Source organism: Granulicella sp. L60, from assembly GCF_009765825.1.
GTDB lineage: Bacteria > Acidobacteriota > Terriglobia > Terriglobales > Acidobacteriaceae > Edaphobacter.
In genome coordinates, this window is sequence record NZ_LMUR01000018.1 from 1,113,080 (window position 1) to 1,130,530 (window position 17,451).

The window sequence follows — 17,451 nt, forward strand, 5'->3', positions numbered from 1 at the left end:
AAAGGAGGAGCACAGATGGACGAAGTAACCCGGATCCAACAGCAGGCACAACACGGACACGCTCACCAGGCCGACACCGTTCATCTGCCCGAGCCCACCGCCATGCCCATGGTGCTCGCGCTCGGCATCTCGCTCCTGATCACCGGCATGGTCACCCACTGGGTCATCAGCCTGCTAGGCCTTATCTTCACCCTCCGCGCCATCGTCGGATGGTTCTTCGACGTCTTCCCCCACGAGAAGCACATCGACGTTCCCGTCGAAGCGGGTATCCTCGCCATCACCACCACGCGCACTACGCGCGACCAGCTTCCCGTCTCCGCAGACCATCGCAAGCTGCTGCCCGTCGAGACCTTCAGCATCACCTCCGGCATCAAGGGCGGCATCGCCGGCGGCATCGCGATGATCATTCCCGCCGCCGTCTTCGGCCTCGCCCGCTACCACAGCGTCTGGTACGCGGTGAACCTGCTCGCTGCCGGTGGCTTTGTCAGATGGGCGGGCGAGAGCAACGCCTTCCTCGCGCAGTTCCACCTGGAGGGCCTGCTCGCCGCGACCGGCATTCACGCGCTCACCTCGGTGCTCATCGGTCTGCTCTACGGCGCGATGCTTCCCATGTTTCCGCGCAAACCCATCCTCACCGCGGGCTTCGTCGCGCCTCTGCTCTGGACCGGCATTCTCTACTCCGCCATCGGCATCATCAGTCCCATCCTGAACGACCGGATCAGCTGGCGCTGGTTCATCCTCTCGCAGATCGCCTTCGGTCTAGTCTGCGGCTTCGTCGTCAACCTGCAAGTCCGCGTACGCACCCCACAGTTCCGTGCTCTGCCCTTCGCCGTGCGCGCCGGTATCCACAGCGACAATATCGAACAGATTGAACAGATCGAAGAAGCTGAGAAGACCAAGCCGGTCGACAAGAAAGACGACTACGTATGAGACCAGTCCCGCCCAGCTTCAAACCGCTCTGCGCCCTGCTTCTCGCTGCGGCTTGCATCCTGTCGAGCGGCTGTAACCGCATTCCCGGACGTCCCGGCCCCGGTCCGGAAGTCGCGCGCCCCGATCAACTCCTCGACTTCTCCACGCTCTATAAAGAGAACTGCACCGCCTGCCACGGCGCGAACGGCCGCGGAGGCGCATCCATCCCCCTCGGCAACCCCGTCTACGTCGCCTTCGCAGGAGAAGACAACATCGGCGGAAACATTGGCGCTGGCGTATCCGGTGGCCTCATGCCTCCCTTCGCCCAAAGCTCCGGCGGTATGCTGACCGACCAGCAGATCACCATCCTTGCACATGGCATCGTGAAGACCTGGGGCAATCCCAGCGTCCTCAACGGACAGACGCCCCCTCCCTACAGCACCACGCTCAAAGGCGACCCCACCCACGGCCAGCAGGCCTTCACCACCTTCTGCGCCCGCTGCCACGGAGCCACCGGCACCGGAGGCCCCGGCGACGCCACTATGGGCAAGCTGGGCTCCATCGTCCAACCGGCCTATCTTTCGCTCATGACCGATCAGTACCTGCGCAGCATCATCGTCGCCGGCCGTCCCGACGAGGGAATGCCCGACTGGCGCACCGACAGCACGCAACCTCTCACCGACCAGCAGGTCACCGACATCGTCAGCTGGCTGGCCTCACAGCGCACCGCAAACCCCGGCCAGCCATACTCGTCACACCCGTAAAGCAGAACAGCAAGAGAAGAGCAGACCGAATGCACATCGTCCCAGTGGAATCAGCAAAATCAGCGGAAAAAGCTCACAGGAGCGGAACAGGAGTGAACGCCAATGGCATTGAGTGACCCGACCCCTCCTATCCAGGAACCCCTCACCGAGCCGCACCATGCGCCCGACAAGAGCGCAGGGCACAGCCGCCGCGTCTTCCTCTTCAAGCTCTCGCTTCTCCTCAACGGAGCCGTAGGCGCCATCCTCGCCGTGCCCATCGTCGGCTATCTCCTCGGCCCTGCGCTGAACAAGAAGGGCAGCAGCAACTCCTGGGTCACCCTCGGCCCACTCTCCGACTTCCCCGAAGGCGAGACCCGCCTCGTCAACTATCGCAACCCCGTCACCACCTCATGGGACGGCCAGACCGGCGACATCCCCTGCTGGGTCCGCCGCGTCTCCGGAACCACCTTCCAGGTCTTCGCCATCAACTGCGCCCACCTCGGCTGCCCCGTCCGCTGGTTCGCCCAGTCCAAACTCTTCATGTGTCCCTGCCACGGCGGAGCCTACTATCAGGACGGCTCCCGCGCCTCCGGGCCACCCGAGCGCGGTCTCTTCGAGTACGATCACCGCATCGCCAACAACAACCTCATGATCTTCGCCGGCAAGATGCCCACCCTCGCCAATCAGGCCCGGGTCGAGCAGCCTCTCACCCAGATCCTCGGAGCCGACTCCACCGCACGTCTCGCCTCCGTCGACAAAACTGAACCGAGGTGCAGCTCATGCCAGACCTAAAACAAACCGGCATCGAAGTCTACAACTGGTTCGAGCAGCGTCTCGGCCTCGGCGCGCCCGTCATCGCAGCCGCCGAGCACGAAGTCCCCTCCAGCACCTCCAGCTGGTGGTACGTCTTCGGCAGCGGCGCCACCGTCATCCTCATTCTCCAGATCGTCACCGGCATCCTGCTCGCCCTCGTCTACGCTCCCTCCGCGGGCAACGCCTGGAGCAGCCTCGAGTTCCTCGACCACAGCATCCGCCTCGGCTGGTTCATCCGCGCCATCCACGGATGGGGCTCCGACTTCATGGTCGCCATCGTCCTCATCCACCTGGTCCAGGTCTTCACCTTCGGCGCCTACAAGTTCCCCCGCGAACTCACCTGGATCATCGGCGTCTTCCTCCTCCTCCTCACCCTCGGCATGGCCTTCACCGGCCAGGTCCTCCGCTTCGACCAGGACGCCTACTGGGGTCTCGGCATCGGCGCCTCCATCCTCAGCCGCGTCCCCATCATCGGCGGCCAGCTCGTCGACATCATGCTCGGCGGACCCATCATCGCCGGCCCCACGCTCTCCCGCTTCTTCGCGCTCCACGTCTTCGTCATCCCCGGCATCCTCCTCGCCATGGTCGGCCTCCACGTCTGGATGGTCCTCCGCCTCGGCATCAACGAGTGGCCCATGCCCGGCCGCATCGTCGACAAGAAAACCTACGTCCGCAACTACCACGCGCTCACCGAAGAGACCGGCATCCCCTTCGTTCCCGACGCCGCATGGAAGGACGCCATCTTCGCCGCGGCCATGATCCTCGCCGTCATCGCCTGCGCCCTTTACTTCGGACCCTTCGGCCCCACCGGCCAGCCCGACCCCACCATCATCCAGACCGCGCCCAAGCCCGACTTCTTCTTCCTCTGGCTCTACGCCGTCCTCGCTTACCTTCCGCCCAACCTCGAAACCCCCGTCCTCTTCATCGCCCCGGTCCTCGGCATCGGAGCCATGCTTCTGCTCCCGATCTTCGCCGGCGAAGGCGAAAAGCACTGGTCCCGCCGCCCCGTCGCTGTCCTTATGATCACCGTCATCGCCGTCGCGCTCGGCGTCTTCACCCGCCTCGGCACCTACACGCCGTGGAGCCCCATCATGAACGCCTGGACCAGCGACGCCATCCCGCCCGCCTACCTGCACAACCGCACCCCGCTCGAACGCAGCGGCGCACTCGTCCTCCAGAACAAGCAGTGCCGCAACTGCCACTCCATCGGCGGCGAAGGCGGCCTCCGCGGACCCGCGCTCGACGCCGTCGCCGGCCACATGACCGAAGACCAGATCTTCCGCCAGGTCCTTCAAGGCGGAGGCAACATGCCCGCCTACGGCAACGCCCTCAACCCATCCGAGACCACCGCTCTCGTCCGCTTCCTCTCCACCCTCCACGGCGACCTGAGCCCCGCCATCGACGCCTCGCGCCGCATGGTCCAGTCCAGCGACTCCACCTCGTCACCCCTCTCCTCTCCCCAACCAGCCACCACCACCGGCCACTAGGCAGTCTCGACACCCAGCCTGAGCGGAGTGATGGATTGAGCGGAAGTGATGAATTGACAGAGAAAGTGTCATCCTGAGCGGAGCCTCTCGCAGTCTCATCGCGAGAGGCGCAGTCGAAGGACCTGCAATGCCCTCAACGTGCCAGTAATTTCTCCCTATCTCGCACCACATCCAAACAGTTCCGCATCGTGCTATAGGCCGATACCGCACAGCCTTCGACTAATCTAACTTCATGCCTCCTGAGTACCAGGCCATCTTCACCGACTGGTCGCCGCCCCTCTTCGTCACCACCGCACTTCTCCTCACCGCCATCCTCTACACCCGCGGCTGGTTCGCCATCCGCAAGACCCGCCCCGCGCAGTTCCCCACCTGGCGTCTCGCCGCCTTCCTCCTCGGCCTCGCCACCATCTGGCTCGCCATCGCCTCCCCGCTCGATGGCTTCGCCGACGCCCTCCTCAGCGCCCACATGATCGAGCACCTCCTCCTCATGTCCTTCGTCCCACCGCTCCTCCTCCTCGGCTACCCCGTCGTCCCGCTCCTCCGAGGCCTTCCCCGCACCATCACCATCCACATCCTCGGCCCACTCATCCGCATCTCCGCTCTCCGTCGCCTCGGCCACTTCCTCACCACGCCGCTCGTTGCCTGGCTCATCATGAACCTCATCTTCCTCGGCTGGCACATCCCCACCGCATACGACTTCGCTCTCGACCACGAACACTGGCACGAGTTCGAACACGCCTGCTTCCTCGGCGCCTCTCTTCTCTTCTGGTTCCCCCTCATCCGCCCCTGGCCCGCGAGTCGCCACTACCCCGGCTGGCACCTCATCCTCTATCTCGTCTTCGCCGACATCGTCAACACCGCGCTCTCCGCCTTCCTCGCCTTCTGCGACCGCCCCGTCTACGGCTACTACCTGCGCGAGCCCAACCCATTCCACATCGCACCCCTCGCCGACCAGGTCACCGGCGCCGTCATCATGTGGATCTTCGGCTCTCTCGTCTTCCTTCTTCCTGCTCTCTTCATCACCGTCCGCCTGCTCCAGCAAGACACCAAAGCCCGCACCTGGTAATACCCTCTCGCTCTCCGACCATCCAGACCCAACCCTAAATTCAGTCAACGCAAACGTGTCTATCAGGAACGCCGACGCATGTAACCGAATCGTGTCGCAACACTCTAATGATCGATATTAATCAACTAGAATCGACTAATAATTTCAAGATACTTAAGCAGCAAACTTTTTGGGAGGCAGTGTGAAAAAGACAAAGTTGTTTCTTCTCGGGATTGGGATGGGGGCGTTCCCCATATGGGCCCAAACAGCAGCAAGCTCTTCCGGCGCGGGGAATGACCAAAGCGCAGCCTTTCCCGATGTCCCGGTGACAGCCAGGAACGTCGACAAAGGTGCAACAAAGGCCAGCGCGGACGGCGTGTACAAGCTCTCGCTGCTTGCTCCCGTCGACTATCCCGTGAAGTTGATTGTGGCTGGCTCCAACTCCGCCGACCTCGTGGGTGGCACCCCAGGCCTCACCGGGACCGCCGACCTCAACCAGCCTCAAGCTCATTCTCAGGCCAGCGAATCGGATGCAGCTAAACCGGCCTCCGACTCGCTCACCTGGCGCGGCATCACGATCTACGGTGCGTATGACATCGGCCTCGGCTGGGTCAGCCACGGCCTGCCCGAAAACGGTTACAACTACGAAGGCGCCTCTCTGGTGAACCGAAACGGTTACGAACATCGATTCCTTGTTGCACCGAACAATTTGCAGCAGACGGGCTTTGGCATCCGGGGCAAGGAACAGTTTGCGCCCGGCTGGTCGGTTGTGTTCAACGCTTCCACCGGCATCAATCCGCAGTCTGGCCTGCTCGCCAACGCGTCAAAGACCGACATCGTCAACAACGGCCTGCCCCGGAGTAGCTACTCCTACGCCATCGACGGCGCGCGCGCAGGCCAGCCGTTCAACGACGAATACTACGGCGGCGTCTCTTCAGAGAAGTTCGGAACCCTGACCTTCGGCCGTCAGCGCTCTCTCGGCACTGATGTAATGCTCCTCTACGATCCGGCCGGTGGCAGCTATGCCTTCTCCTACATCGGCTATAACGGCACGATGGCCGGCGGCGGCGACACCGAGGACAGCCGTTGGGACAGCGCCGTAAAGTATCGCATCACCTATGGCCCGGCCCATCTCGCCGCGATGTATAAATTCGCCGACGGAAATGGCGGCTGCTTCTCAGCCTCCGCCACCTGGACTGCCGCCACCTGTACGCCGGAGACGGCGCACAACAACGCCTACGCTGGCGACGTCGGCGCAAGCCACAAGAAGTTATCCGCAGACATCGTCTATCAACACTACAACCAGGCCATCAGCGTATTGAACCCCCTGCTGGGGCCTCAGAGCGTGACGCAGTCCTATCAGTCCACCACCAACAGCATCAATACAAACCCCATCAACGGGGCCAATCTGATCTCAACCGACGAGACCTTATACGGCATCGTGACCGATAACAACGCCATCCTGGGAACGGTGAAGTACACCTGGGACCAGTTCAAGATCTTTGGCGGCTTCGAGTACATCTGGCAGAACAACCCGCACGACCCGTTAGGCGTTGGCGCATCGGACCAGGGCGGCTACATATTGAGCGGCGTCGAAGACAACAACCTCGATACCGAAAAGATCCTGCGGGTCTGGTGGACGGGCGTGAAGTACGCCTACGACAGCAAGACCGACATCACCTTCGCCTGGTACGGGCAGCTGCAGAACAACTTCCGTACTCCGCAGACCTGCTCGGCGGCAGCGGGTTATCGTGCTTCCTGCGCGGGTGCCCTCAACGAGGGTTCCCTCTACGCCAATCATCACTTCACCAAGCGTTTCGAGGGTTTTACAGGACTTGCGTACTCCTTCGTGTATGGCGGCATGGCCATCGCCATTCCTCATGGCCCTGGTGTCCCCTATCTCCACAACAGCAACTTTGCTCCAGTCATCGGTGGTCGTTTCACCTTCTGATCGTTTCCATGTTGGGCTCTCGGTCGAGAGCCCAACACGGTTGTGTCTCATCCTCTGGGCAAAACCCTGTCAACCCCCAGAAGCTCCTAACCCCCACAAACCAATAGAGATACCGGCTGCGTAGTAGTTTCCCCCAAAACCCTACAATAGAAATAGAAGAAATAAAGTCAGGCTCCCCCCAGAGGGAGGTTTTCCCGATCGAAATAACTCCTTTATTTGGAGATATTTACCTATAACCCTTTTCATTGGAAATATTTAGCGATGTATAGACAACTTAAGCCCATACGATGGAATATTTTACAAAACCCATATAGAGGGGGGAGGGGGTAGCCCACGCAAAGTGGAGGGCTGATTCCGACCAACGGGAGGACCAACCGAAGGGTTATACAAGTCACGAAGTGACCACACCACGTGCAGTGGGCCAGGCCGGCAGGCCACGTCTCCACACGAGCCGAAATCTACCCGCGGTCCGCACCCTCCGCGACCTTCAACCGTGTCCTCAGCAGATCATCCATGTCGCAAAGCTTATCCGTAATCAGATGCAGCTTACTCGAAAGCGCCTGAATCTCCGACTCCGCGCGAACGTTTACCTCGTAGTCCAGCTCACCGCGAACCCTGTCCTTCGTATCCTGCCGGTTCTGGCTCATCATGATCACCGGAGCCTGAATCGCAGCCAGCATCGACAGAAATAGATTCAGCAGAATAAACGGATAGGGGTCCCACGCCCGCCCCTTCAACACGATATTCACCATCGTGTAGACCACCAGCACCACGCCAAACAGAATAATGAACGTCCACGAACCACCGAACCGCGCCACGACATCAGCGATGTGGTCCCCGAAGCTCATCTCCTCTTCAATCACATCGTTCGAGTTTCGGTTCGCCCGCAGACGCACCAGGTCCTGCGATGCATGAAACTGCCGTCCCAGTACCGTCAGCATATCCATCCCCGCCATCGGCTTCCGCTCCAGCAGCACGGCGATGTCCTCCCGGCTCACCTCAATGCAAACCGTGTCCTCCAGCGCAATCGCGTTCGTCTGGTGCGGCGTCGCCTCCAGCATCGATGCAAAGCCGAACAGCTCCCCATGCGTCGGCTCATCCACCAGCACCTCCTGCTGGTCCTGGTCTACCGTGGTCACCTGCACCTTGCCCGACATCATCACGTACGCATGCCGCCCCGGATCACCGATCTTGTAGATCCGCTGCCGCGCAGCAAATGTTTTAATCTCCACCTGGGCCGCCAGAACGGCCGCCTCCTCATGGTCAAGCAGCGCAAAGAGTGGGACCTGGATTAGGTCCGCAGGATTACAAGCCATCGTTCACCTCGTTTGGGTCTCCAGCTATTCTGCACGGCAAACGATGCAATTGAACAGACAGTTTCTCTTCCCATGTTAAAAACGGAAGACAAAAGCAGAAGACCAAAAACAGGAAGACAAACTCCCCACACATCCGCCAGAACTACTTCGCCACCGAAATCCCCACCTGCGCCAGCATCTCCTTCGTAATCCGCTGCTTCATCTTCAACATCTCCTTCCACGGATCGCGCGCCAGCCTTCCCTTCCACGCTGCAAAGTCGGCGACTTGCACCACCGTACGCTCCGGCAGCTTCAACTCGCCCCACTGCAGCGGCAGCGACACCGGAGCACCTGGACGCGCCCTCGGAGAGAACGCCGCCACCGCTGTAGCCCCGCGTTCGTTCCGCAGATAGTCCAGAAAGATCTTGTCCTTCCGCGCAGCCTTACTCATCTTCGTCAGATACTGTCCCGGCTCAGCCTTCTCCATACGCAGCACAAACTCATGCGCAAACTGCTTGATCACCGCCCAGTCAAACTCCGGCTCGAACGGCACCACGACATGCAGCCCCTTGCCTCCCGTACTCTTCAGGAAGCTCTCCAGCCCCAGCTTCTTCAATCCCTTGCGAACGTCTCCGGCGCTCTCCGCCAGCTTCGGCCACGCAATCGCCGCATCCGGATCGAGGTCGATGATGATGCGGTCCGGATACTCCAGATCGTCGTTCCGCGAACCCCACGGATGCACCTCCAGCACGCCCATCTGCGCCAGTCCCGCCAGTGCCTCCGCCGTCGAAAGCGTGATGTACTCCTCCGCCTCCCCCGTCTTCTTGTCCGGCACTTCCACTCCGCCGATTCCCGGTGGCAGCATATGGTTCACATGCTTCTGATAGAAGCACGGATGTCCGCTCCCCTCCGGACAACGCACCAGCGACAACGGGCGTCCCTCGATATGCGGAAGCATGTGCTCCGCGATCGCCCAGTAGTAGTCCGCCAACTGCTGCTTCGTCAGCTGCGTCTCCGCATCCAGAATCTTGTCCGCATGCGTCAACCGCACCGGAGCCTTCTCCAACGGAACCTTCGCCGCTGCAGGCTTTGCAACAGTCCCAGTTGGAGCCGTCTTCGCCGCAATCTCCCCCCCAACCGCATGTGAAGCCCGCTGCGTACCACGAGGCGTCGGCCCCGCATCCTCCCGCTTCACCTCACTCGCCGGCTTATCCTCACGCAGCCCCTTGAACGAAGCCTGCCGCACAAGATTATCCGCCGTCCACGTAGCGAAGTTCACCTGCGCCACTAGCTGCGGCTTCACCCAGTTCGCTCCACGCCTCGCCTCTGCCGGAGCCTTATCGAATGGGCTTGTCTCCTGCCGCAACGCCTCCAACTGGTCCCGCAACACACGATGCGTCTTCTGCGTAAACCCCGTCCCCGTGCGCCCCGCATACACCAGCCTCTTGCCCTCGTAGTACCCAAGCAGAAGCGCTCCAACTCCATGACTTCCGTTCGAAGGCAGCGTAAATCCGCCGATCACAAACTCCTGTTCATGAATGCACTTCAGCTTCAGCCAATCCCCACCTCGCCCGCTCACATACTTGCTAGTCGATCTCTTCGAGACGATGCCCTCCGCGTGCAGCTCACACGCCTTATGAAATATCGTCTCGCCACTCGTCTCCAGGTGCTCGCTGAAGCGCACATACTCCCTCGCACCTTGCAGCAGCGTCTCCAGAATCTCCTTACGCTCGATCAACGGCAACCCGCGCAGATTATGTCCATTCAGATGGAGCAGATCGAAGACGAAGTAAGTCAGAGGCTTCTTCTCACCCTCCTGAAACGCCGCCTGCAGATCCGCAAAGCTCGTCGTCCCACTCTCCGCCAGCACCACCACTTCACCGTCCAGAATCGCGCTCTCCACCGGCAGCGACTCCAATTGTGTAGCAATCGTCTTCATCCGATGCGTCCAGTCCAGCCCCGTCCGCGTCAACAGCTGAACCCGCCCACCATCCTTACGCGCCTCCATTCGATATCCATCCAGCTTCAACTCATGCAGCCATCCCGCACCACTCGGAGGCTTCGTCTCCTGCATCGCAAGCTCAGGCGCAATAAACTCCGGCAGCTTCTCCTTCGGCGCTCCCTTCAGCCTCGATGCAAACGCATCCACGCCACGCACCGCTCTCGCCCTCTTGTCTGCCGGCGCCTTCTCCCCACCAGCCTTCGAATTCTCCTTGCGATACCAGGCCTTCCCCTTCGCCGTATCCTTCGAGTTCCACACATGATCTTCCTGCTTCGCAATCTCTTCCAGACTGCGCCCCGTCACCACGCTGTTCGAAGCCTCTTCCGTAATTGCCTTATCTTTATCCGTCCGCTCGAAGTCATCATGCTCTTTGATCAGCAGCCAGTTAGGCTTCCTCTCATTCGCCGCCTTCCCACCCATGCGAATCAGCGCCCACTTGCCCTTCATCTTCGTGCCATGCATCACAAACTTCAGCGAGCCCGCACGCAGCCCCGCATCCACATCGGTGTGTCCCTCCTGCGGCTCCCACGTCCCCTGATCCCACACCATCACGGTCCCACCGCCATACTGCCCCTGCGGAATGATCCCCTCGAACCCCCCATACTCGATCGGATGATCTTCCACCTGCACAGCCAGCCGCTTATCGCCAGTGAAGTAGCTCGGCCCCTTCGCCACCGCCCAACTCTTCAGCACGCCGTTCCATCCCAGCCGGAAGTCATAATGCAGATGCGACGCCGCATGCTTCTGAATCACAAAAGGAAGAGGCTGCTTATTGAAGAACTTCGCTTTTACCGATCCGCTCGGCTCACCCGTAATCTGAAAGTCCCGCATAGAGCGATAGAGCCCCAACTGCTCATCGACAGCATCTGCAGCAGCAGCCGGCGACTTCGATCTGGCGCTCTTCTTCGTAGCCATAGCCCTCTATGCCGACTTACGCGATCGATGCCCCTTCGCCGACGATGGCTTCACCAGCACAATACCCTTCTCGGCCACCGCCGCCCTTGCCGGTCCCTTCTTCTTCACCGCTGGCGCTCCATCTTCCTGCACGCTCTTCCGCAGCGCATCCATCAGGTTGATCACCTTCGCAGACTTCGCCGCAGGCTCGTCCTTCGCAATCGGAGCATGCTCCACCTTCGCCTCCACCATCTCGCGCAGCGCAGCCTCATACTCGTCCTTGAACTTCTCCGGCGCAAACTTAGCCGCCTTCCGTTTGATCAGCTCCTTGGCCAGCGATAACTGATCCTCATCCACCGTCACCTTCTTGATCTCCTTGAAGTACTCCGCCGGATCCCGCAGCTCCTCCGCATATCGCATGACATACGCCATCATCCCCGCCTGCGTGTCGTCCTCCGGCGCAGCCACCCCCACCAGATGCTCCCGCCCGCCAAACGCAATCTTCCCCAGCGCCATCTTCTTCGTCTCCTGCAGCGCCCTCCGCACCACCGCAAACGCCTCCGCCTGCACATCGTTCTCCGGCACCACAAAGTATGGCTTCTCGAAGAACTCCGGATCCAACTCTCCCTGATCGACGAACTGCGTCACCTCCAGCGTATGCCGCGAAGGAATCCGCAACTGCTCGATCTCCTCCGGCTCAATCTGGATGTACTCGCCCTTCCTGTACTCGTACCCCTTCACGATGTCCGTCTTCTCGACCGGCCCCTCATCGCCCGAGACCTTCTGGTGTTTCACCCGCTCACCCGTCTTCCGGCTCAGTTGATGAAACCGAATCTCGCTCTTCGCCTCTGTTGCCGGAAACAGCTTCACTCCGAATGAAACCAATGAAATCTGTATCTGACCAGACCAATAAGGACGCGCCATAAAATGGGATCTCCCAGTGAATTGGAAGCACAATTCCGCCATAAAGATGCTTTTCGTCTCTATAAGTTGCGTCAAATCTGAAAATCCCGAACCAGCGCCAACCCCGCCTCAAGCACTCCGAAACCCTGTATCCGCTCATCTTCGGTAAGATAGAGACACCAAGGGTACAAACGAAACCATGCCTCTTTACGAATACGAATGCACCGCCTGCCATCGTCACACCGAAAAAATCCAGAAGTTCTCCGACCCCGAGATCACCGTCTGTCCCCACTGCGGCGGCAAGCTTGAGCGCGTCATCTCCGCTCCCGCCATCTCTTTCAAAGGCGGCGGCTGGTACGCCGACGGCTACGGCAACGCCAAACCAAAGTCCTCCGGCGACAAGTCCAGCGACAGCAGCAGCACCTCTCCCACCAGCGACTCCAAACCAAGCACCGACTCCGCCTCCACACCCTCCGCAACCCCCGCCGCCTCAGCACCTGCAGCCGCTCCCGCCGCAGCAACCTCCTCCTCCGAAAAGAAATAGCAAAACAAGAAGCCGCTCCCACAGCGGCTTCATTACTCCTTATCTTCCTCTCCGCCACACGCCTCTCTTCAGCTATCCTCTGACTAACTCCTAAGTTACCTGCACCCTCTCTGTCCGACCACCGGCCAGCCGCACTCGCACTCGTGCATCCGCCGCACCGCCGCAGCACCAGAGGAGATTCGCCCATGGACCAGGCCATCGCCCCGCTCGCCGAAACCACCACCCGCACCGGCCTGCGCCCCGACATCCTCTCCCCCATGGAGACCCTCGCCCAATCCATCTCCACCATCGCCCCCACCACCACCCCCACCATGACCATCCCCCTGGTCTTCGTCCTCGCCGGCAACGGCACCTGGCTCGCCTACCTCCTCGCCACCGCCGCCATCCTGCTCATGGCCCTCTGCATCAGTCGCTTCGCCCGATACACCTCCTGCTCCGGCTCGCTCTACACCTATGCCACCTCGTCGCTTCCACCTGCCGTCAGCGGCATCGCCGGCTGGGCTCTCCTCCTCGCCTACATCGCCACCGGAGCGTCCGTCTCCGGCGGCTTCATCAACTACGCCAATGTCTTCCTCATCTCCATCCTCGGCAGACCCGCACCCACCGCCATCCTCGCTCTCCTCTGCGTCGGAGCCTCCACCTTCATCGCCTATCGCGACGTCCAGATCTCCATTCGCCTCATGCTCTGGATCGAAGCCATCTCCGTCGCCCTCATCGCCATCGTCCTCGCGCTTCTGCTCTGGCACAACGGCCTCCACCTCGACCCCGCCCAGATCAGCCTCCGCAACGTCACACCCTCGGGAGTTCGCCTCGGCGTCGTCCTCGCCCTCTTCAGCTTCGTCGGCTTCGAGAGCGCCACCACCCTCGGCGTCGAAGCCGCCAACCCCCTCCGCACCATCCCCCGCGCCGTCATCCAGTCCGCCATCTGCACCGGCCTCTTCTTCATCCTTTGCGCCTACCTCGAAACCCTGGGCATGCACACCGCCCATCAGGATCTCGGCCAATCCACCGCACCCATGCGAGTCCTCGCATCACTCGCCGGCGTCGGCATTCTCGGCCCGTTCATTGACCTCGGCGCCCTCGTTAGCATGTTCGCCTGCACCCTAGCCTGCATCACCGCCGCCGCCCGAGTCCTCATGCGCATGGGCCACAACGGCCTCGTCCACACCACCTTCGCCAACGCCCACCACAAGAACGCCACGCCAGCCTCCGCTGTCCTTGCCACCGGCCTTTTCACCGCGCTGCCCGTCACCATCCTTGCCCTGCGCGGCGTCGCCGGTGCAGACATCTACGGATGGATGGGCTCCCTCGCCGTCTACGGCTTCATCACCACCTACGGTCTCGCCGCCATCGCACTGCCTGTCTATCTCAAGCGCAACCATCACCTCACCACCGGCGGCCTGTCTCTCTCGATAGCAGGAGCCCTCGCGATGATCCTTGCTCTCGCAGGCACGCTCTATCCAGTCCCCGAGCGTCCCTACAACTGGCTCCCCTACGTCTATCTCGCCTACATCCTCTGCGGCAGTACCTGGTTTATATTCAGCACGCGTAGACACGCCTAAAGACTCTGTCCTGCCGGACAGGCCGCTTACTCAGCGTGAGGTCACTTAGTGACGCGTATACCTTGCCAAGCCCGCGCACGCGACAAAGGTCCTCCCGCTGGTCGGCATAATCTTCATTGCCGACCAACCGGAGGTCCACCCGAAGGGGTACAAAAGTCACGAAGTGACCTCGCGCCGAGCAGGCGGCCCGTCCGGCAGGACAAAGTCTTTTAGGGTTTAATGAGCGGATGCGAATTGCCTCTTGGATCTCTGCTGCAGGTGGGATCGTGCTGATAGCTGTGATGGGGTGCAGGATGGCGGACACGGAGTACATGGTGCCGGAAGAACCGATGCCGGCCAACACAATACTGCTGTCGCAGATGATGCGCGAGCTATCGGCCACTCCAGGCTTTACCGACGCGATGCTCGCTGAACTGGACAAGGGCGGCAAGAAAGGCCCCGCACTACTAACACCCGCGCTGTTGAAGCGGCTACGCGAGATGATCCTCGGCAAGGACTGGCAGGGACTGGACCGATTCCCAGGTTGGACGATGCGTGAGATCAACCCAACAGTGCGCGTAGTGGGAAGAGTAGTCGCCAAGGACGATGCCGTAACCAGCCTTGCAGCCCGACATCCCGGAGCTCCTGTCGGCACTAGCGCAAATGGTGCAGGTCGGCCGAGCGCAGTGACAACAGACGAGCTAAAAGCCTACATCGACCTCGGCGGATACTCACTGGAGAACCCAGAGACGGTGGATCTCGATGAGCCGTCAAAGCTGCCGGGATTCACGACAGATGGCCTCGTGAGCGAGCTCGGCGCAGGCGTAGTGCGTGGAGATGGTGCAAACGAAAAGATCGCGCCGATGCACGCGGAGAGCCAGCGTCTGGCAGATGTGTTGAATCGACTCAGCATGAACGCCGTAGACGGATCTGCTTCGATGACGGTTACATTCTTGGGGAAACGCGCAACGACCCCGCAGGAATTAGTCCAGGCGTTGATGGAGTCAGGTCATACAGTAGTGGTAGCGGACGCACGATACTTCGCGAACTTCGGCCACTTTCATTACAAGGGCCAGGATGTAATGATGCCATTCTGGGTGGACTCGCAGATTGCGATTCCGACAACAGGGCGCGGACTCTTCGGGAAGAGTCGGTCGCTTCTGGTCCCGGTAAGCCACGCCGAGTATGAGTGGCAGGTGCGCGGGCCCAAGCTGAATGCTGGCGTGAGCTGGTACTTCGGCGTCGATGGCAAGGCCGAGTTTCGTGTGATGGATACGCTGGACCAGGCATGGGTGCTGGGCCGCCATGCGCACGAGTATCGCGACGCAGATGCGGTCGAGGTGACGCGTCTAGTCGGCAAGATGGCCGTAGCGTACGCGCATCAACATCTGGCGCGCCCGGATCTTCCATTCGGCGGCTACTATCCACTCGGCGTGTGCCAGGACGGAGTCGCGGCGATCGAAAAGAAGATGACAGGGAAGGCAACGCTGTTTCCGAATACAGCTGATGCCACACTGTTTGACGACCCGCGCGACGCAGAGATCAACGCGCTGATTGAGGCCATACCGAAGGACAGAAACGGAGCGCCGCCGCAGCCCGAGAGAATCTTCGGTTCGCTGCCGACCGTAGATCTACAAGCGATTACGATGCCCGGCCTAACCGCAGATCTCGAACTCGTGCATGCAGCATGGCAGGAGGGCGAGCTGGAGCGGACACCGTCGTGGATACGAAAGATGACGATACGAGCCGTGGGTGTCACTGCGCTGGGAATGCTCGCTGCAATCGTAGTGTGGAGGCGCAGGCGGGGCGGCCGGTAGCGTTTATGGTGCGCCGCGCCGCATGGATGCAACGTGCGAGCGTATCGATGCCTCTTAGTTGGAGGAGGCAAAACCATGACCACGAAAAAGGCAACAAAGAAGTCAACGGCAAAGAAGGCAACGAAGAAATCCAGCACCAAAAAAGCAGCGAGCAAAAAAACGGCAAGCAAAAAGGCCCCAAGCAAGAAGACAGCAAGCAAGAAGACAGCAAGCAAGAAGACAGCAAGTAAAAAGACGGTGACCAAAAAGAGTTCCACACGCAAGTACAGCCCCGCGGCCAGCAAGAATGTTGAGACCGAGATGCACGAGATGAAGAAGGGCACGCTGAAGAGCGGGCGCAGCGGCAAGAAGGTAACCAGCAGGAAGCAGGCGATTGCGATAGGTTTGTCTGAAGCGCGCAAGTCTGGCAAGAAGGTTCCACCCGCGCCAAAGAAGAGTTGAAGAAAGGTTGAGATGACCGAGACCGAAGCTGAAGTAGAACGGTATCGCACAATGCTGGAAGTCGCGATTGCAGAGGCGCGAACCGGTCGGAGCGAGGGTGGCGTTCCGATCGGCGCGGCGATGTTCGATAGCGAAGGCAAACTGCTGGCATCGGGACGAAACCGTCGTGTCCAGCATGACGATCCCTCGGTGCACGGAGAGACAGATGCATTTCGGCGCGCAGGACGACAGAAAACATACCGCGACAAGGTGATGGTCACGACGCTCGCTCCATGCTGGTACTGCAGCGGCCTCATCCGCCAGTTCGGCATTCGCACACTCGTAGTCGGGGAGAGCAGAAACTTTTCCGGCGGCGTCGAGTGGCTGCGTTCGCTTGGAGTGAAGGTGATCGACCTGGACTCGCAGGAGTGCTCGGATCTATTAACGGGGTTTATCGCGGAGCACCCAGATGTCTGGAACGAAGATATCGGCGAGGAGTAGTCGCGGTCATCTCACGCCGCTGTGCAGCACCGGGCGCCAGTGTGGAAAGATAAAGTAATGGGCGATGCATTAGAGAGTGGATTCAGTTGTCAGGTATGTGGCGAGCGTCATGTTCTGCCGTTGAGCTACAGCGTGAAGGTACCGCTGGCGGCAACCATGATTCCAGCGAACGAGTTAGATGAGCGCCTGGTGATTACACCGGATCAGTGCGTGATCGATGGCAGAGACTTCTACCTACGTGGACGGATTCTGGTGCCCGTGATCGGACTGGAAGAGCCGTTCGTATGGGGCGTATGGGCGGAGGTCGGCCCTAAGAACTTCGTGCGGACGAATGAGCTCTGGACAGTCGAAGGACGCGAGGACGAGCCACCATTTCAAGGCTGGTTGAACTCAGAACTCCCTCTGTTTGGGAACACGATCAATCTTGAGGTCGGTGTGCAAACGCAGCCAGTGGGACAGCGTCCACGCTTCACCGTTGTCGATTGCGAACATTCGCTTGCAGTGGAGCAGAGCGAGGGAATTACGATGCAGCGCGTGGAAGAGATTGCAGTGAGGATGCTGCATCCGGCAGGACAGAGTCTTTAGC

The 17,451-nt window shown here is 60.6% G+C and carries 16 protein-coding genes; 13 read left to right on the top strand and 3 right to left on the bottom strand.

Annotated features, from left to right (window positions below; genetic code table 11):
* Positions 1-15: 15 nt before the first annotated feature.
* The 6 genes from GSQ82_RS14905 (at position 16) to GSQ82_RS14930 (ending at position 6,948) form a co-directional block, all read left to right on the top strand.
* Complete coding sequence (locus GSQ82_RS14905; RefSeq protein ID WP_254061663.1) at positions 16-930, top strand: hypothetical protein; 915 nt, start codon at positions 16-18, stop codon at positions 928-930.
* Entirely contained in the window at positions 927-1,673 is a 747-nt protein-coding gene (locus GSQ82_RS14910; RefSeq protein WP_158793014.1) for a c-type cytochrome, read from the top strand. The genes GSQ82_RS14905 and GSQ82_RS14910 overlap by 4 nt, the downstream gene beginning before the upstream one ends.
* A gap of 102 nt (positions 1,674-1,775) precedes the next feature.
* Positions 1,776-2,444, top strand: a complete 669-nt coding sequence (locus tag GSQ82_RS14915; protein WP_158793015.1) for a ubiquinol-cytochrome c reductase iron-sulfur subunit — start codon at positions 1,776-1,778, stop codon at positions 2,442-2,444.
* Positions 2,432-3,952: a cytochrome b N-terminal domain-containing protein gene (locus GSQ82_RS14920; protein ID WP_158793016.1), complete on the top strand. Its 1,521-nt coding sequence runs from the start codon at positions 2,432-2,434 to the stop codon at positions 3,950-3,952. The genes GSQ82_RS14915 and GSQ82_RS14920 overlap by 13 nt, the downstream gene beginning before the upstream one ends.
* A gap of 232 nt (positions 3,953-4,184) precedes the next feature.
* Positions 4,185-5,018, top strand: coding sequence for a cytochrome c oxidase assembly protein (locus tag GSQ82_RS14925; RefSeq protein WP_158793017.1), 834 nt, complete (start codon positions 4,185-4,187; stop codon positions 5,016-5,018).
* 181 nt (positions 5,019-5,199) lie between these two features.
* A complete protein-coding gene (locus GSQ82_RS14930; protein WP_158793018.1) occupies positions 5,200-6,948 on the top strand; it encodes a hypothetical protein in 1,749 nt (582 codons plus the stop codon).
* A 458-nt stretch (positions 6,949-7,406) separates the two neighbouring features.
* Here the strand turns inward: GSQ82_RS14930 and GSQ82_RS14935 are convergent, their stop codons facing one another.
* The 3 genes from GSQ82_RS14935 to GSQ82_RS14945 all read right to left on the bottom strand — a co-directional run bounded on the left by GSQ82_RS14935 (position 7,407) and on the right by GSQ82_RS14945 (position 12,063).
* On the bottom strand, positions 7,407-8,264 hold the full coding sequence (locus GSQ82_RS14935; RefSeq protein ID WP_158793019.1) for a DUF1003 domain-containing protein: 858 nt from the start codon (positions 8,262-8,264) through the stop codon (positions 7,407-7,409).
* Positions 8,265-8,406: 142 nt separating this feature from the next.
* A complete protein-coding gene (ligD, locus tag GSQ82_RS14940; RefSeq protein ID WP_158793020.1) occupies positions 8,407-11,160 on the bottom strand; it encodes a DNA ligase D in 2,754 nt (917 codons plus the stop codon).
* Between the two features lie 6 nt (positions 11,161-11,166).
* The gene (locus GSQ82_RS14945) at positions 11,167-12,063 is read right to left on the bottom strand and encodes a Ku protein (RefSeq protein ID WP_158793021.1); all 897 of its coding nucleotides are present in this window, start codon (positions 12,061-12,063) and stop codon (positions 11,167-11,169) included.
* A gap of 178 nt (positions 12,064-12,241) precedes the next feature.
* Between GSQ82_RS14945 and GSQ82_RS14950 the strand changes: the two genes are divergently transcribed.
* The 7 genes from GSQ82_RS14950 (at position 12,242) to GSQ82_RS14980 (ending at position 17,450) form a co-directional block, all read left to right on the top strand.
* The gene (locus GSQ82_RS14950) at positions 12,242-12,586 is read left to right on the top strand and encodes an FmdB family zinc ribbon protein (RefSeq protein WP_158793022.1); all 345 of its coding nucleotides are present in this window, start codon (positions 12,242-12,244) and stop codon (positions 12,584-12,586) included.
* Between the two features lie 185 nt (positions 12,587-12,771).
* Positions 12,772-14,148, top strand: a complete 1,377-nt coding sequence (locus GSQ82_RS14955; protein WP_158793023.1) for an APC family permease — start codon at positions 12,772-12,774, stop codon at positions 14,146-14,148.
* A gap of 227 nt (positions 14,149-14,375) precedes the next feature.
* Positions 14,376-15,944 carry a hypothetical protein gene (locus tag GSQ82_RS14960; RefSeq protein WP_254061664.1) on the top strand — a complete coding sequence of 523 codons (1,569 nt, stop codon included), beginning with the start codon at positions 14,376-14,378 and terminating at the stop codon, positions 15,942-15,944.
* Positions 15,945-15,949: 5 nt separating this feature from the next.
* Complete coding sequence (locus GSQ82_RS25145) at positions 15,950-16,174, top strand: hypothetical protein (RefSeq protein ID WP_158793024.1); 225 nt, start codon at positions 15,950-15,952, stop codon at positions 16,172-16,174.
* Between the two features lie 7 nt (positions 16,175-16,181).
* Positions 16,182-16,385 (top strand): DUF6496 domain-containing protein, encoded by a 204-nt coding sequence (locus GSQ82_RS25150; protein WP_158793025.1) that lies wholly within the window; start codon positions 16,182-16,184, stop codon positions 16,383-16,385.
* 12 nt (positions 16,386-16,397) lie between these two features.
* A complete protein-coding gene (locus GSQ82_RS14975; RefSeq protein WP_158793026.1) occupies positions 16,398-16,865 on the top strand; it encodes a nucleoside deaminase in 468 nt (155 codons plus the stop codon).
* 57 nt (positions 16,866-16,922) lie between these two features.
* Positions 16,923-17,450: a DUF2199 domain-containing protein gene (locus tag GSQ82_RS14980; protein ID WP_158793027.1), complete on the top strand. Its 528-nt coding sequence runs from the start codon at positions 16,923-16,925 to the stop codon at positions 17,448-17,450.
* Position 17,451 lies beyond the last annotated feature (1 nt).

What these genes read in the sequence shown, in the direction of transcription:
- ligD (WP_158793020.1), bottom strand. Translation starts at nt 11,160, where the DNA reads ATGGCTACGAAGAAGAGCGCCAGATCGAAGTCGCCGGCTGCTGCTGCA.
- GSQ82_RS14975 (WP_158793026.1), top strand. Translation starts at nt 16,398, where the DNA reads ATGACCGAGACCGAAGCTGAAGTAGAACGGTATCGCACAATGCTGGAA.
- GSQ82_RS14980 (WP_158793027.1), top strand. Translation starts at nt 16,923, where the DNA reads ATGGGCGATGCATTAGAGAGTGGATTCAGTTGTCAGGTATGTGGCGAG.
- GSQ82_RS14915 (WP_158793015.1), top strand. Translation starts at nt 1,776, where the DNA reads ATGGCATTGAGTGACCCGACCCCTCCTATCCAGGAACCCCTCACCGAG.
- GSQ82_RS14910 (WP_158793014.1), top strand. Translation starts at nt 927, where the DNA reads ATGAGACCAGTCCCGCCCAGCTTCAAACCGCTCTGCGCCCTGCTTCTC.
- GSQ82_RS14945 (WP_158793021.1), bottom strand. Translation starts at nt 12,063, where the DNA reads ATGGCGCGTCCTTATTGGTCTGGTCAGATACAGATTTCATTGGTTTCA.
- GSQ82_RS14960 (WP_254061664.1), top strand. Translation starts at nt 14,376, where the DNA reads ATGCGAATTGCCTCTTGGATCTCTGCTGCAGGTGGGATCGTGCTGATA.
- GSQ82_RS14955 (WP_158793023.1), top strand. Translation starts at nt 12,772, where the DNA reads ATGGACCAGGCCATCGCCCCGCTCGCCGAAACCACCACCCGCACCGGC.
- GSQ82_RS25145 (WP_158793024.1), top strand. Translation starts at nt 15,950, where the DNA reads ATGGTGCGCCGCGCCGCATGGATGCAACGTGCGAGCGTATCGATGCCT.
- GSQ82_RS14925 (WP_158793017.1), top strand. Translation starts at nt 4,185, where the DNA reads ATGCCTCCTGAGTACCAGGCCATCTTCACCGACTGGTCGCCGCCCCTC.
- GSQ82_RS14920 (WP_158793016.1), top strand. Translation starts at nt 2,432, where the DNA reads ATGCCAGACCTAAAACAAACCGGCATCGAAGTCTACAACTGGTTCGAG.
- GSQ82_RS14935 (WP_158793019.1), bottom strand. Translation starts at nt 8,264, where the DNA reads ATGGCTTGTAATCCTGCGGACCTAATCCAGGTCCCACTCTTTGCGCTG.
- GSQ82_RS14950 (WP_158793022.1), top strand. Translation starts at nt 12,242, where the DNA reads ATGCCTCTTTACGAATACGAATGCACCGCCTGCCATCGTCACACCGAA.
- GSQ82_RS14905 (WP_254061663.1), top strand. Translation starts at nt 16, where the DNA reads ATGGACGAAGTAACCCGGATCCAACAGCAGGCACAACACGGACACGCT.